At 65.1% G+C, this 14023-nt stretch carries 11 protein-coding genes; 5 read left to right on the top strand and 6 right to left on the bottom strand.

Features of this window, described 5'->3' with window-relative positions:
* Nucleotides 1-27: 27 nt before the first annotated feature.
* Both thiI and trxB read right to left on the bottom strand, forming a co-directional pair.
* Nucleotides 28-1206 carry a tRNA uracil 4-sulfurtransferase ThiI gene (gene thiI, locus ACWHYQ_RS15115; RefSeq protein WP_447972947.1) on the bottom strand — a complete coding sequence of 393 codons (1179 nt, stop codon included), beginning with the start codon at nucleotides 1204-1206 and terminating at the stop codon, nucleotides 28-30.
* Nucleotides 1207-1290: 84 nt separating this feature from the next.
* Nucleotides 1291-2223 (bottom strand): thioredoxin-disulfide reductase, encoded by a 933-nt coding sequence (gene trxB, locus ACWHYQ_RS15110; RefSeq protein WP_447972946.1) that lies wholly within the window; start codon nucleotides 2221-2223, stop codon nucleotides 1291-1293.
* A 452-nt stretch (nucleotides 2224-2675) separates the two neighbouring features.
* On the opposite strand from trxB, the gene ACWHYQ_RS15105 reads away from it, so the two are divergent.
* Complete coding sequence (locus tag ACWHYQ_RS15105) at nucleotides 2676-3035, top strand: hypothetical protein (RefSeq protein WP_447972945.1); 360 nt, start codon at nucleotides 2676-2678, stop codon at nucleotides 3033-3035.
* A gap of 74 nt (nucleotides 3036-3109) precedes the next feature.
* Here the strand turns inward: ACWHYQ_RS15105 and ACWHYQ_RS15100 are convergent, their stop codons facing one another.
* The 4 genes from ACWHYQ_RS15100 to ACWHYQ_RS15085 all read right to left on the bottom strand — a co-directional run bounded on the left by ACWHYQ_RS15100 (nucleotide 3110) and on the right by ACWHYQ_RS15085 (nucleotide 6189).
* Nucleotides 3110-3688, bottom strand: coding sequence for a hypothetical protein (locus ACWHYQ_RS15100; RefSeq protein WP_447972944.1), 579 nt, complete (start codon nucleotides 3686-3688; stop codon nucleotides 3110-3112).
* Between the two features lie 703 nt (nucleotides 3689-4391).
* Nucleotides 4392-4808 (bottom strand): type II toxin-antitoxin system VapC family toxin, encoded by a 417-nt coding sequence (locus ACWHYQ_RS15095; protein ID WP_447972943.1) that lies wholly within the window; start codon nucleotides 4806-4808, stop codon nucleotides 4392-4394.
* Nucleotides 4808-5074, bottom strand: coding sequence for a hypothetical protein (locus ACWHYQ_RS15090; RefSeq protein WP_447972942.1), 267 nt, complete (start codon nucleotides 5072-5074; stop codon nucleotides 4808-4810). The genes ACWHYQ_RS15095 and ACWHYQ_RS15090 overlap by 1 nt, the downstream gene beginning before the upstream one ends.
* Before the next feature lie 74 nt (nucleotides 5075-5148).
* Nucleotides 5149-6189 (bottom strand): IS630 family transposase, encoded by a 1041-nt coding sequence (locus ACWHYQ_RS15085; RefSeq protein ID WP_447972941.1) that lies wholly within the window; start codon nucleotides 6187-6189, stop codon nucleotides 5149-5151.
* A 491-nt stretch (nucleotides 6190-6680) separates the two neighbouring features.
* Between ACWHYQ_RS15085 and cas3g the strand changes: the two genes are divergently transcribed.
* The 4 genes from cas3g to csb2 are packed head-to-tail and all read left to right on the top strand — an operon-like array spanning nucleotide 6681 to nucleotide 13947.
* Nucleotides 6681-9491 (top strand): type I-G CRISPR-associated helicase/endonuclease Cas3g, encoded by a 2811-nt coding sequence (gene cas3g / locus ACWHYQ_RS15080; RefSeq protein WP_447972940.1) that lies wholly within the window; start codon nucleotides 6681-6683, stop codon nucleotides 9489-9491.
* Entirely contained in the window at nucleotides 9491-10399 is a 909-nt protein-coding gene (gene cas8g2 / locus ACWHYQ_RS15075; RefSeq protein WP_447972939.1) for a type I-G CRISPR-associated protein Cas8g2, read from the top strand. Before cas3g ends, cas8g2 begins: the two co-directional genes overlap by 1 nt.
* Nucleotides 10400-10401: 2 nt before the next feature.
* Nucleotides 10402-11667 carry a type I-G CRISPR-associated RAMP protein Csb1/Cas7g gene (gene cas7g, locus ACWHYQ_RS15070; protein ID WP_447972938.1) on the top strand — a complete coding sequence of 422 codons (1266 nt, stop codon included), beginning with the start codon at nucleotides 10402-10404 and terminating at the stop codon, nucleotides 11665-11667.
* Nucleotides 11668-11673: 6 nt separating this feature from the next.
* The gene (csb2, locus tag ACWHYQ_RS15065; RefSeq protein ID WP_447972937.1) at nucleotides 11674-13947 is read left to right on the top strand and encodes a type I-G CRISPR-associated protein Csb2; all 2274 of its coding nucleotides are present in this window, start codon (nucleotides 11674-11676) and stop codon (nucleotides 13945-13947) included.
* Nucleotides 13948-14023: the final 76 nt, after the last annotated feature.

Genomic DNA, 14023 nt, shown 5'->3' with positions numbered 1-14023 from the left:
CTGCGCGGAACCCCGTAGCCGTGCGGGCTAGGCGGCGGGGAAGCTGAACTCCGCGAGTTCCGCTTGCTCGATCCCCAGTTTGACCAATCCGTCCAGATCGAAGGCCTGCTCGACCTTGCGGACATGGTCCAGGTCCGCCTTTGTGCTGGGGTGCGGGGGCACGAACAGGCGGCAGCAATCCTGGTCAGGCTCGATCGAGGTCTCGAACGTGCCGATCCGCTGGGCCTGCTCCGTGATCTCGAGCTTGTCCATCCCGATGAGCGGGCGCAGGATCGGCAGCTCCGCCGCCGCGCCCACCGTGGCCAGGTTCTCCGGCGTCTGGGAAGCCACCTGACCGAGACTGTCCCCGGTCACCAGCGCCCAGCATCGCTCCCGCCGCGCGAGCGCCTCCGCGATCCGCAGCATCATCCGGCGGTAGAGCACGACGCGCAAGGGCGTCGGGGCGCCCAAGACGATCTGCCGCTGGATCTCGCCGAAGGGGACCAGGTAGAGCCGCGAATACTGCTGGTAGGGTGTGAGGTGCTCGACGATCTCGCGCACCTTCTCTTCCGAGGCCCGGCTCACGTAGGGCCGGCCGTGGAAGTGCACGAACACCGCGCGGCATCCCCGCTTCATCATGCGGTAAGCGGCGACCGGCGAATCGATGCCGCCGGAAATGAGGCAGGCCACCTTCCCGCTGACGCCGACCGGGAGTCCGCCGGGGCCAGGCTTCCGCTCGACGGACCAATAGACCTCCTTCGACAGGATCTCGATGTAGATGCTCAGCTCCGGCTCGTCAAGGCTGACCCGCTTGCCGGTGAGGGCGCGGATGTAGCCTCCCACCTCGCGGTCCACGTCCATGGAGGTGAGCGGGAAGCGCTTGTCCGCCCGCTTGGTCGTCACGCGGAACGTGGTGAACGCGCGGTCCTTCACCGCCGCCCCGACCGCCGCCTTGAGCGCGTCCAGGTTGCCGGCCGGGGCGACGGGGACGGACTCCGCGAGCAGGAAGTGCGTGACCCCGAAGACGCGCGCCACCCGTTCCTGGACCGCCGTCCAAGGCGTCTCGTTGGCGAGCGTCACGCGGATCCGCCCAGGCAACGCCTCGACTGCCCGGACGGAGAGCCCGCGCAGGGCTTCGCGGACGTTCCGGACGAGCCGCTGCTCGAAGAACGGCCGGTTCCGCCCCTTGAGCGCCAGCTCGTGGTAGTGGAGGAGGACGCAGCGCATTGTGAGACGGTCATGAGTGAAGGGTGATGCGTGACAGCCGAGGCAAGTACGGGGCCCTGATCTCAGCCCAGCACGCATCACCCGTCACGCGTGAGCCTGGCTTTCCAGGTATCGTTCGGCGTCCATGGCGGCCATGCAACCGGAGCCGGCCGCCGTGACGGCCTGGCGATAGCGGGAGTCCTGCACGTCGCCGGCGGCAAAGACGCCGGGCACGCTGGTCGCGGTGCCGTTCCTGGTCAGGATGTACCCCTTGGCGTCCATGTCGAGCTGCCCGGCGAAGAGATCCGTGTTGGGCCGGTGGCCGATCGCGACGAAGACGCCGGCGCAGGGGAGCTCTGAGCGCTGGCCTGTCGCCAGGTTCTTCAGGCGCACGCCGGTCACGACCGGCCCGCCCAGGATCGCCTCCACGACCGAGTTCCAGAGGAAGGCGATCTTCTCGTTCTTGAAGGCCCGGTCCTGCATGATCTTGGACGCTCGAAGCTTGTCCCGCCGGTGCACGACCGTCACCTTTGTCGCAAACTTGGTGAGGAAGGTCGCCTCTTCCATGGCGCTATCCCCGCCCCCGACGACCACCAGCTCCTTCCCGCGGAAGAAATAGCCGTCGCACGTGGCGCAGGTCGAGACGCCGTGGCCGAGCAGCTCGGCCTCGCCGGGGACGCCCAGCGGGATCGCGGAGGCCCCGGTCGCGATGATGAGCGCCCGCGCGGCGACCGCCTCCTCCCCCTCGATCGTCACGGAGAAGGGCTGTTGCTTCAAATCCGCGGCCGTGACATTCCCGGCCAGGAACTCCGTCCCGAACCGCGCGGCCTGGGCGCGCATCTCCTGCATTAGCTTGGGCCCTAGGATGGCCTCGCGGAAGCCGGGGTAGTTCTCCACCTCCGTCGTGGTCGTGAGTTGGCCGCCGGCCTGCACGCCCTCGATCACCAGGGGCGCCAGGTTCGCACGGGCCGTGTAGATCGCGGCGGTCAGCCCGGCCGGCCCCGAACCGATGATGACAACGTTGCGGGTGGTTCCCATGGGACCGGACTCTACCACAAGCCGGCGGGAGACACCATGACCCGCGGAAGTCCCTCGCGGGGGCAGCCACGGCGGCCCGGCGGCTTGCCCCGCAAAATGAAACTTGCTACGCTCACCGGCCAACCATCTGAGGGGAACCCGATGCCCCACAACGCCCGGTTCATCCAGCACTGGCTCGATTCACCCCCGCCATCCCCGGGCGCTGCACCGGGACCTCGCGGTGCGCGAAATCGCCGAAGTGCTCGTTCATCCGAGGAAATCTCGACGCACAAAAAAATGTTGCGGATGTGACCTCCGATGTCACAAGCGGCTGCTACGATGCACATCGGACATGAAAAACCCAGTCGGCTACCTCCTCCCTGCGTAGGAAGGGGCCTAGCCCGTCATGCCTCTCCTTTCGGGAGAGGGAAAGGGTGAGGGGAGAGGAGCCGGTCAGCGAAAAGGAGGTCGCGATGTGGACCAGCGGCGTCGTGGCGACACTGGTATTGTGGAGCGCAGTGGCCTGGGCCGAGCCTGGCTTCGACCCCAAGTATCAGCGCGACTACAACATCTTCAACCCCGCGAACCGCTATGCGCCGGACAATCCGCTCAATCCCGCCAATGTGTTTGCGCCGGACAATCCCTTCAACCCGGTGAACCGCTTCGATCCCGGCAATCCCGCCAACTCGATGAACCGGTACAGTCCGAGCAACCCCTTCAATCCAGCGAATCGCTTTCACCCGGAGAATCCGCTGAACCCGGCCAATCAGTTCAATCCGGCCGTCCCCTTCTCGCCGTTGGATGGAGGCGCCGGGCGGCCGAGCACGCGATGAGGGATGGGAAAACGGCTTGCGGGGCAGTGAACGCGGGACGGTCTCGGCGGGACGCGACGGCGGGCGCCGACGGGCTAGTTCTTCTCGGCCCCGGCCGCTCGGAGGACGTAGTGCAGTTCGCCTTGCAAGCCCAACCGGTCGGCCCAGTTCCAGAGGTAGTCGAGATCGAGATGGAGGTGCGGATTCTTGACGATGCCGAGGGCGTCCTCGAAATCGTGCGGGCGGCTGGCTTTGAGTTTGAGCAAAATCAAATCTTCAGGGCTGCACACCCACACCGGGACACCGAAGAGCTGAAGCGCACGCCTTCGAGCGAGAGCCGATTGAGACTGGGGATCGTTCGCGAAGACCAGATCCAGGGGAGTGGCAGGGTGAGCGTGATGCGTCAGTCGCATGACCACGTCCTTGGCCAGGGGATTCCGCTCCATCCAGACCTCGTCGATCTGAAACCCCTGAGCACACAGTGCAGTGATCAGTTCGGGACGAGAGGACAAATCGGAGAGGACAAGCAGATCGATATCGTTGGTCGCACGAAGGCGGCCCCAGGCACTGACCGCCAACGCCCCAACCACGCAGTACGGCGGCGTCGGCTGCGGCAGCGCCGCAATGACGTCCCGGAGGGTGCCGGCAAACGAATCATGGTCAGCGTGTGGCATCGTCCCTTGGATGTCCGGTCGTGGATGGTTCACGCGTGGGTGTCAGAAGGAACGGGTTGTCGAAGGGAGGGGGTGGGGGGAGCGGAATAAGTCCTAACGCGTCCGCACAAGCCCTCGACCATGCCATCACGGCATCGGACAAGCGACAGCATTGGACGATGCCTTCCTCCGGCGTGGCGGGATAGTCGGTCGGGTCGATCTGCGCCGCGGTCAGATGAAGCTTGCGCAGCCAGATGGGCGGATTTGCAGGATCGAGAGCCATGGAGCGATTGTACAGCAAGAGGATAGAAAGGCAAAGTCGATCAGAGGGCGTGTGGTCCCGACAATCTGCTGGAACCGGTGAAGACGTTCGATCCCACCACGTAGGTCGGGTCGGCCGATGAAATGAAAGTGAGGGCATAGGAAGGGATGGAGAAATTGGAAGGCAGAATGAGCCAGACAGACGCATTTGCACGTTGGTTCCAGCAAGCGACGGGCCATGCGCCCTATCCATTTCAGGTCAGGTTCGCCTGCGATGCAACGCTCTGGGCGAGCCCATCACTGGCGGATGATGGGGCAGGGACGAAGCACTCCACGAGCGCCTTTCCCCCCTGCGGGAGAGGGTAAGGGTGAGGGGGCGTGAGCGGTGCAGGGCTGGTGGTCGATGTGCTCACCGGCCTGGGAAAGACCGCGATGGTCGAAATGTGATGGCTACGGCGGCAGGTTAGGTCAGCACCGTCAGACCGAGTCTGCGAAAGTCTTCGTCGAAGGCCAGACAGGACATGTTCTCCAGAAGCGTGGTGACCACGACGAACGAGATCGCATCACAGAAGGACAACCGATGATCACGCCCGTATTGCCTGAAGAGGTCCTCGGCTTCCATCCTGACGCGATCGCCGTAACGAATGATCTGCAACCCTGGTTTGACCTCTTCAAGGAAGGCCAGCGCAGCCCGAAAGCTGCGACGGTAGCGGAGCAACGTCACGGTTTCGCTCACGATGTCCCAGGTGGAGTAAAACGCCATCCCGGACGCGGCAGCTTTGACGGCCAGCGCCCGTGCGCGCGCATGATTTACATCGTTGGGATCGAGACAGGCGTAAAAAAAGGACGTGTCGCAGAACGCTGCCGACGGCTGCGCCATCAGCGGGTCACCCGTCTGCTTCCATACAGGTGCTGCTTGACACGCGACGACACATTGGTCTTGCGGCCATGGGGTTTGGGCAACCGCGCCATCAACTGCAGAAGCTTCGTGGCGGCGGCGCCAGGCTCCGGTTCCGGTTGGACCGCACGGAGCTCCGCGACCACCTCGTCATGCACGGTAATCTGGACGCAGGTGCCGGCGTTTCGCCGAACCTGGCGAACCAGCGCTGGCAGCCGCTTGCGCGCTTCGCTGATCGAGAGCTTCATGATGACTTCCGGTGAATTGGAAACGTACACCGTTGTACAAAATATTACCGGGAGCGCAAAATACTTGACGCCTTTCACTCAGCCGCATAGCGGACCGCAGGGTGATGGAAGAAGGATTGCACCACGGCCGGCATGCGCTGGGTGCTGCGAAGATAGCGACGGACGTTGACCGCCAGCTCATCTGCGTCCTGGGGCGGCCGACGGCCCAGCGCGTTGGTCTTGACGTCTTGGTTCAGATATTCGTCGGGATTCAGTTCCGGGCTGTAGGGTGGCAGGAAGAACAGACGCAGCCGATCGCGGTGACGGTGGAGCCACCGCTGGGTGACAGCCGCGGTATGCACGGGATGCCCATCCACAATCAGAAAGACCGGATGCCTCACGTGCCGGAGCAAGCGGTGGCAGAATCGGAGGAAGACTCGTGCGGTGAAGCGATGCCGGAACACCATAAAGTACAACCGGCCGCGATTGGTGATGGCCGAGATCATGTTGCAGCGAAAGCGCCGACCGGGGCCACGGATCACCGGGGTCTGGCCGCGCTTGCCCCAACTGGTCCCCGCCTGATGATCCGAGCGCAGCCCCATCTCATCACCCCAGTAGATCTGGGCCCCCGCGCGCTTGGCCGCTGCCCGAATTCGGGGGTACTCGACCTCCAGCCAGCGTCGCACCGCCTTCGGGTCCCGCTCGTAGGCCCGTCGCAGCGGCTTCTGCGGGGTGAAGCCCCAGGCCCGCAGGTAGCGACCGACGGTCCAGACCGACAGCCGAAGCCCGTACCGGCGCGCGATCAGCTCGCCGACCGCTTCGCGGGTCCACAAGTAGAACGGCAAGTGCATCTGCTCCGGACAGCAGTGGGTCAAGGTGCGGACGACCTGGGCCGCTTGCCAGCCCTTGAGCTGGCCGCCGCGCGGTCGGCCCCGGGGTCGCGCTTTCAGCGGGTGCCGGCCCCCCCGCGCCTGGCGCTTCAACCAGGTGTACAGGGCTTGCCGACTGATGCCCAAGAGCCGACAGACTTCGGCCTTGGAGCGCCCCTGCTGCTTGACAGCGGCCACGGCCTTCTCGCGCAAGACTTCTTGAGCTTCGGGCGACAGGTGCCGCGCATCCCGGGTTCGAGCACGCATGGCCACGTGATAACCATCGCCCGTCAAATGTCAAGTATTTCATGCTCCGATTAATAAATCAAACTGGTGGGGTGCTTTCATCTGCGCCGGTGGGACAAGGTGGCGTCGGAAGCGAGCGGAGTTTCCGAGGTGAAGGAACGGCAGGTCATGAGCGGCGACACAAAAAGACTGTTCGCGCGCTGGTTCCAATAGGCCACGGGGCACGCACCCGCTCCGTTTTTGGTTCGCTTCGCCTGCGACGCGATCTTGTTCCAACAATCCTCTTCTTCTGGGAGAGGGCAGGGTGAGGGTTGGACAACGATTCCCTCGTCCCCCTGCGGGAGAGGGTAAGGGTGAGGGGGCGTGAGCGGTGCAGGGCTGGTGGTCGATGTGCTCACCGGCCTGGGAAAGACCGCGATGGTGGTGCTGGGGTGGCTGTGGCGGCGACGGAGTTTTCGCGTTTATGGTTTGAGCGGGATAGGGCAATGCCGATCGATTGGTCTATGGGGTGAATGGTGAACGTGGCAGAGCGAACATCCCAGGATGTGGCTAAGGAGTGGCTTTCGCACGCACTGGGACTAACCAACGGGGAATCACCTTTCCCCTGGCAAGAAGAACTGCTTTACCGGATGCTCGACGGCGAAATCCCGGAGGTTGTCGACATCCCCACTGGGCTCGGAAAAACCGCCGTTATGGCCATCTGGCTTGTGGCCCGTGCGCGTGGTGCTAAGCTGCCACGTCGGCTTGCGTACGTGGTCGATCGGCGCGCCGTCGTGGACCAAGCGACGGATGTCGCGCTGGGCCTGCGAGCATTCGTCAATGGCAACCCAAATATCAAGAGGGCTCTCGGTCTCCGCGAGGACCAATCCCTACCGATTTCCACGTTGCGCGGCCAGTACGTCGACAACCGCGAGTGGCTGGAAGATCCGGCGGCGCCTGCCATCATCGTCGGCACGGTGGACATGATTGGCTCGCGGCTACTGTTCGAGGGCTACGGCGTGTCGCGGAAGATGAGGTCGTACCATGCCGGGCTCCTCGGTGCGGATGCCCTGGTCGTCCTCGACGAGGCCCATCTGGTGCCTCCGTTCGAGCACCTTCTGCGCTCCGTGGCGACCGATGGGGGATTGCGCCCGTGCAACGCTCTCGTCCCGCCGTTTCGGTTGCTTGCGCTCTCGGCAACCGGCCGCGCGCGAAGCGGCAACGTGGTCGGCCTGACGGCCAACGACCTCCAGCACGAGATTCTCAAGACGCGGTTGAACGCGAAGAAGGCACTGCGAATCGAGGCCCTCGACGGCGAGGGCAAGCTGGAGGATGCGCTGGCGCAGCAGGCTTGGACGCTTACCGACAAAGGCAAGAAACCGGCGCGCGTCCTGGTCTACTCCGATAGCCGGGAGGTCGCGCAGAAGACCAAGGAAGCCGTCGAGAAGCTCGCGAAGGGCGACAGGAAGGCGGGCGATCTCGCCGTGGAGATCGACACGGAGCTCTTCGTCGGCGGCCGCAGAGTGTTCGAGCGCGAGGAAGCGAAGGAGCGGCTGAAGGCGCTGGGCTTCATCGCTGGGACCAAGAGCGGGCGCAGCCGGCCCGCCTTCCTGTTCGCGACGTCTGCGGGGGAGGTCGGGGTCGACCTCGATGCGGACGATATGGTCTGCGACCTCGTTGCGTGGGAGCGGATGGTGCAGCGCCTCGGGCGCGTAAACCGGCGCGGTGAGGGCGCGGCGAAAGTCATCGTGCTCGTCGAGCCGAAGCCGAAGGCAAGCAAAAGGGTACAGGAAGCGCTCGACAAGCTGGCGCGGGACGAGGAGGTCGACGAGAAAGAGCGCAAGCGCGTCGAGGGGTACGAGCAGAAGATTCGTGAATGGGAGAACCGGCAGAAGCCCATCGAGCTCCTTCGCAAGAACGACGACGGGAGCCTCGACGCGAGCACGGGCGCGTTGCTCGATCTCAAGACGCGCGCTTCGACCGATGAGGCCTTGCGCCGAATCCTCGATGATGCCACCACGCCCGAGCCGCTCCGGCCGGCGCTGACGCGTCCCCTGGTCGAGGCCTGGGCCATGACTTCGCTGGAGAAGCACCCCGGGCGGCCGGCCATCCAGCCCTGGCTGCGGGGCTGGATCGAGAACGACCCGCCGCAGACGGCGATTGTCTGGCGGACGCATCTCCCCGTGCGAGCGGGCGGCGCGCGGCCGAGCAAGAAGGAGATCGAGGCTTTCTTCGAGGCCGCGCCGCCGCACACGAGCGAGATCCTCGAGACCGAGACGTCCCGCGTCGTAAAGTGGATTGCGGCTCGTGCCGAGAGCGTGCGCACGTACCAGGTGGAGACGCAGCAGGAAACGGACACGGGCGAGTCCCCTCTTCGCGAGCAGGAGGTCGTGGCGTTCGTCCTCGAACCCGACGGCGGTCTGCGGAAATCTTTGACTTTCGGGGAGATCGAAGCGCCCGACGACGAGAAAGGCGAAACAAAACTCGACGAGCTGCTCGCGGGAGCCACCCTGATCCTCGACGCGCGGCTCGCGGGACTGGAGCACGGGCTCCTGGACGACAAGGAATCGAGCCTGCCCCGGACGGCGGACGACGGCCAAGCCTGGCTCGGAGAGGGCGCGGTGGGTTTCCGCGTGCGGAGGGTCGAAGCGGGTTCTGCGAGCAAGAGCGACCGGAACTGGCGCGAACGGTTCCGGATTGCCTGCGAAATGACTGAAGACGGGGAGGCGACCCGCTGGCTCATCGTGGAGAAGTGGCGTAGCGATGCTGCAACCGAGGAGGATCGCTCGGCGGCGAATCCGCAGCTTTTGGACGAGCATCAGTGTTGGACCGAACGGCGCGCACGGGCACTCGCGACAGCGCTCGGCTTCAGTAAGCAGTATCAAGACCTTCTCGCACTTGCGGCTCGTCTGCACGACGAGGGCAAGCGGGCCAGGCGCTGGCAGATGGCGTTCAACGCGCCAACGGACGGCGTGTATGCCAAGACCGAGGGCCCGATCAACTATCGCCTGCTCGACGGCTACCGGCACGAACTCGGCTCGCTGCTGCGCGTGGAGGACGATGAACGCATCCGGAAGCTTTCCGACGAAGACCGCGACCTCGTCCTGCACCTGATCGCTGCGCATCACGGCTTCGCGCGGCCGGTGATCGGCACGAGCGGCTGCGAGGATAAGCCGCCCTCCGTCCTCGAGGAGAAGGCGGCCGAGGTCGCCCTGCGCTTCGCCCGCCTGCAAGCCCGCTGGGGGCCGTGGGGGCTCGCGTGGTGGGAGGCGCTTCTGCGCGCGTCAGATCAGCAGGCGTCGCGCGACAACGACGCCGGCGCTGGCAGTGGAGGAGGTGTGTGATGGCAAAAGCCTCGATCCCCGTCGATCTCTTCAACCCCGGGCAGGTTTTCGCCTGCCTCGGCTTTCTGGAAGCGGCGGGGGTGCTGTTGGGCCATGCCGAAGGGGGCTTCGACTGGACTCATGAAACCGAGCCGCGCTTCGACCTCTGTGCGGATGGCGAGGAGAATCCGTTGCGGTTCACGCTCGGGTTCCTCGCGGAGGCGCAGCTCCAGCGCCTGGTGCCGGCAGGCTATACGGATCCGCCGCCCAAGAGAAGGGCGAAGGGGAAGAAGACAAACGAAGCCAATGCGTATGCCGACGAAGAGGCGAACGACACGAGGACAGCAGATGGTCCCCTGTGCCCGCTCGACACTTTCCCTGCGCGCGACGCGGACCGACTCACGTTGCCTGTCCGCCTTCTACGAAATGACCGCCAGCTCGACCTCACGCACTGGTGCGACGGGTCTTCGCGGAATTCCTTCAAGCTTTTCGCCGGTCAGCAGCGAAGCAGTGCGATTGTACGGCAGATGCTCGCCGCTCTCCGCGAGCTGTGGAACGGGCGCCGCGACGATCTGGTCCGAGACCCGTTCGGCGTCACTGTGCCGCTCGGGGGTAGCAGCTTCAAGTTCGACGCCCGCAAGGCCTGGACGGCCATCGATGCGGGGTACTCGCCGGACGAGCAGGAGAACGCCGTCGAGGCTTCCCCGGTCGTCGAGCTCCTGGCCGCGGGCGGGCTGGAACACGCTCGCCCGGATGAGTTCGAGACGCGCGAGGTTCGCTACGGGGTTTGGAAAGGCCTCCTGCCGTTGGCACTCGCGCGCCCGGCGCTCGGGGGCGTACGGATTGGTGTTCCGATGCGCACTTTCCGCTTCACCCTCGATCTCGCCGGAAAGAACAAGATCGTCACCTTCGCACGAGAGGAGACATAGCCATGAGCACCGACCCCGTCCAGGTGACCGATGCACTTCTCGACGACTGGGCCAGCAAATCCGATGGCCCGGTGGCGCTGCGCCTGAAACAGAAGCTTCTGCCCGTCGAGGAGAGCGGGATCATCTTCCCCCCGACCTACGCCGACATCGGCTACAACATCGACACGCTCTCGGACGGCACGCGCGTGGCGACGATCGACAGCGTCGGCTCGCAGGCGAACCGGCTGGAGCCGATCTTCAAGTCGGATTCAAAGGATCGGAACGATTGGCTCGTCCCGCAGATCGAGATCGTGATCCGCAAGGAGGACTGCGGGGAGTGCGAAGCCTGCAAGAAGAACGCGGAAAGCGGAGAGGGCAAGAAGGGTAAGAAGGAGGCCTGCAAGCAGCCGCGTGAGGTGACGCGCTCGCTGCTCGACCTGGCGCACCGTGCCGCCGACGCGGTCGTGCAGTCCTCACCGTCCCTTCTGAAGCTCGTGGAACCCGCCTTCAAGGCGCTCCAGCGGGGAGACGCGGGGCCGCTCTGCGCCCTCGCGCCCACGTCGCTCGTGTTCGGCGTCTGGGACTCGCGCGGTGACACTGGCGAGAAGCGCCCGCGGCTCGTGCGCTCGATCATCCGGGCCTGGGACGTCGAGCCGCTACACGCGGCGGCGCAATTCAACTCGATCTGGAAGCTGCTCGATGAGGAGCAGCAAAAGGAACTGACCGATGCGGCCAAGAAGCAGGGCAAAGACTGGGAGAAGAGAATGTCAGGTGCGGGGTTGAAGGACGCGCCTGCGACGTTCCGAAAGGTGAGCACGAGTGCCGCAAAGTACATGCACGAGTCCCGCGACGGGTCGCCGAACCCGGAGGCGCGGGTCCTCGGCGGGGTTCTCGTCAAGGGCCAAATCGAGCGCGAGGTGACGGTGAATCTCATCGCGCTCCGTGGCCTGCGCGGTGAAGACGACCACAAGACCGCTGCGATCCGCAAATACCTGCTCGGTCTCTCGCTCGTGGCCGCGACCGCGGACATCGAGCTGTTCCTCCGCGAAGGCTGCTTGCTGAGGTACGCCGAGAACGGCGATACCTGGTACCAGGTACCCCGCCGGGGCGAGCCGGTGCAGGTGAACCTGAACTCAGACACGATTAGGACCTACGCGGAGACGCAGGCCGGGCACTTCCGGTCGAAGTGGCCCAAGGACGCCGAGCTCAAGCACGAGTTCGACCTCTCAGAGGCCAAGAAGCGGCTCGCGAAGAAGACCGCGGAGGACGAGCCCGCGCAGCCGGAGTAGCCCTCGATGAGCGCACTGGTCCTTCACATTCGCCTGCACGACGGCCGCTACCACGGCGAGGGCGACTGGCCGCCTTCGCCCGGGCGCCTTTTTCAGGCGCTGGTCGCTGGGGCCGGCCTGGCCGGCCCGCTCGGAAGTCATGAGAGAGAAGCACTCAGGTGGCTCGAGGAGCAACCGGCTCCCATCATCGCGGCGCCAGGCGCCTGGCAGCCGAGCCGGGGTGTCCGCTTCTACATGCCGAACAACGACAGCGATCGGATCGAGGGCGACCCGCTCAAGATGGCGAAGATCCGGACGGCCACGAAGGTCTTCCGCCCTTACTTTTTCGACGCGGAGGTCCCGTTCGTCTATGCGTGGCCCCTCGCAGCGGCCCAGGGCGATGATGCCTTCGCGCGCGTGATCTGCTCGCTGGCCGAGCGCCTCTATCAGCTCGGGCGGGGCGTCGACATGGCCTGGGGCTGGGGCGAGGTCCTCGACGATAATCGACTCGACGAGTTTCTGGCCACGTACCCCGGCCGCGTCTTTCGCCCTTCGGCCGGCAAGAGCGCGACCACGCTCCCCTCGCCATGTCCAGGCTCGCTTGAGAGCATCGAGCGCCGCTATCGCGCGTACGGCGAACGATTCCGTTACGTGAAGGACGGTAAGGCTGTAAAGGTGGTCTTTCGCCAACCTCCCAGGCCTCGGTTCCGGCTGGCGGCATACCAGAGCCCACCGTCCCGCGCGCTCTACGAGCTTCGGGATCCCACTGCCGATGTCGCCTTCGCTCCGTGGCCGCTGGTGCGTGCCTCGGCCCTTGTCGTCCGTCTGCGCGACAGTGCGGTCGATCGGCTCAAGCGCGCGCTGCCGCAGCGCTCGGCGGAGATCGATCGCGTGCTCGTGGGCCGCAAGCCCGATGGAACAAACGACGGACCGCCCGAGAATCGCGTGCGTATCATTCCCCTGCCTTCCATCGGTCACGTCCACGCCGATCGCGAGATCCGGCGCGTGCTGGTCGAAGTGCCGCCAAGCTGTCCGCTGCGCGCCAAGGACGTGCACTGGGCGTTCTCCGGCCTCGATCTGGTTGACGTCGAGACGGGTGAAGTAGAGGCAGTGCTAACCCGCACCGAGGACGAGGGCTTTCTGCGTCACTACGGCCTGGCAGACGCAATGTCCGGAGCAGCTCAAAGAGGTCACCGCGTCTGGCGAACGGTGACGCCCGCGGCGCTGCCGGAAGGCGCCCGGCGCCGGCGCATCGGCCCAGCTCGGAAGCGCGCGGCGGGGAAGGCGGGAAGCGAGCGTGCCAAGGAGGAAGCACATGCGGCATTTGCGGGATGTCAGGCGCTCCGCCACGCCGGGGTACGAGCAGGCGTGGAAGCGGTTCGAGTTCAGCGTGAGCCGTTCGAGGGGAACGGGACCCGCGTCGAGCCGTTCGCTCGCGGGACTCGCTTCCCGAAGGAGCGTCTGTGGCACGTAGAGATCCACTTCGCCGAGCCCGTCACCGGACCGCTCGTGATTGGCGACGGCCGCTTCCTCGGCTTGGGGGTCATGGCGCCGCTACCGACTGTTGCAGGGATTTATACATTCGTGGTCGAGTCGGGACTCGAGAACACGCCCGATCCGATCGCATTGGCGCGTGCCTTGCGCCGAGCGGTGATGGCCAGGGTACAGGCGGTGTTCGGAGAGACGGTGGCCTTGCCCGCATTCTTTACGGGGCATGAGTCCAATGGAGCCCCCGCTCGATCAGAGAACAATCCTCATCTGTTCTTTCTGTTCGTGCCTGGCTTATCGCGACTGATGGTCATTGCGCCGCATCTCGTCGAACGGCGAGCATTGAGTGAGGCGGAACAGCAACACTTGCAGATATTGGACAAGGCACTGTTTGGATTTTGTGAGTTGCGAGCGGGTGCGATGGGGTGCTTACGCCTACGAGCCATCTCCATCGACCCCGACACGGATCCGCTCTTTGCTGTCTCGCGGGTATGGGAAAGTGTGACCCCTTATGTGGTGACTCGCCACTTAAAACAGGGCAGTGCGGCCGAGGCGCTATCCGCCGACCTCTGTGCAGAGTGCAGCCGTCGTGGTTTTCCCAAGCCAGTGGTCACACCGGGCGAGCTTCGCGGAATATCCGGAACAGGTTTGGTTGGTGTCGCTCGCTTAACTTTTCCCGTACCAGTTCAGGGGCCTCTGATTTTGGGAAGACACCGCTATCTTGGCGGTGGCTTGTTTGCCGGCAGACCTCGCGAGTTGTGCGTTGGTACGGTGCGCCTGACTGTTTCGGGCCTGGGGCAGTTCGTGCCGTGAGCGGGCGATTGAGCGGCGCTCGCAACGTGCGAGATGCGATCCGTGAGACTTCGAATCGGCCAACGGCCGATGGTCC

The organism is Nitrospira sp. Kam-Ns4a (genome assembly GCF_965152595.1).
Note: the sequence above shows the minus strand (reverse complement) of the source record. Positions and strands in the feature narration are given on the sequence as shown.

Excerpts from the sequence above, each read along its gene's own strand:
- ACWHYQ_RS15090 (WP_447972942.1), bottom strand. The coding sequence starts at position 5,074 with ATGAAGCTCTCGATCAGCGAAGCGCGCAAGCGGCTGCCAGCGCTGGTT.
- ACWHYQ_RS15085 (WP_447972941.1), bottom strand. The coding sequence starts at position 6,189 with ATGCGTGCTCGAACCCGGGATGCGCGGCACCTGTCGCCCGAAGCTCAA.
- cas7g (WP_447972938.1), top strand. The coding sequence starts at position 10,402 with ATGAGCACCGACCCCGTCCAGGTGACCGATGCACTTCTCGACGACTGG.
- csb2 (WP_447972937.1), top strand. The coding sequence starts at position 11,674 with ATGAGCGCACTGGTCCTTCACATTCGCCTGCACGACGGCCGCTACCAC.
- trxB (WP_447972946.1), bottom strand. The coding sequence starts at position 2,223 with ATGGGAACCACCCGCAACGTTGTCATCATCGGTTCGGGGCCGGCCGGG.
- cas8g2 (WP_447972939.1), top strand. The coding sequence starts at position 9,491 with ATGGCAAAAGCCTCGATCCCCGTCGATCTCTTCAACCCCGGGCAGGTT.
- ACWHYQ_RS15105 (WP_447972945.1), top strand. The coding sequence starts at position 2,676 with ATGTGGACCAGCGGCGTCGTGGCGACACTGGTATTGTGGAGCGCAGTG.
- ACWHYQ_RS15095 (WP_447972943.1), bottom strand. The coding sequence starts at position 4,808 with ATGGCGCAGCCGTCGGCAGCGTTCTGCGACACGTCCTTTTTTTACGCC.
- ACWHYQ_RS15100 (WP_447972944.1), bottom strand. The coding sequence starts at position 3,688 with ATGCCACACGCTGACCATGATTCGTTTGCCGGCACCCTCCGGGACGTC.
- cas3g (WP_447972940.1), top strand. The coding sequence starts at position 6,681 with ATGGTGAACGTGGCAGAGCGAACATCCCAGGATGTGGCTAAGGAGTGG.
- thiI (WP_447972947.1), bottom strand. The coding sequence starts at position 1,206 with ATGCGCTGCGTCCTCCTCCACTACCACGAGCTGGCGCTCAAGGGGCGG.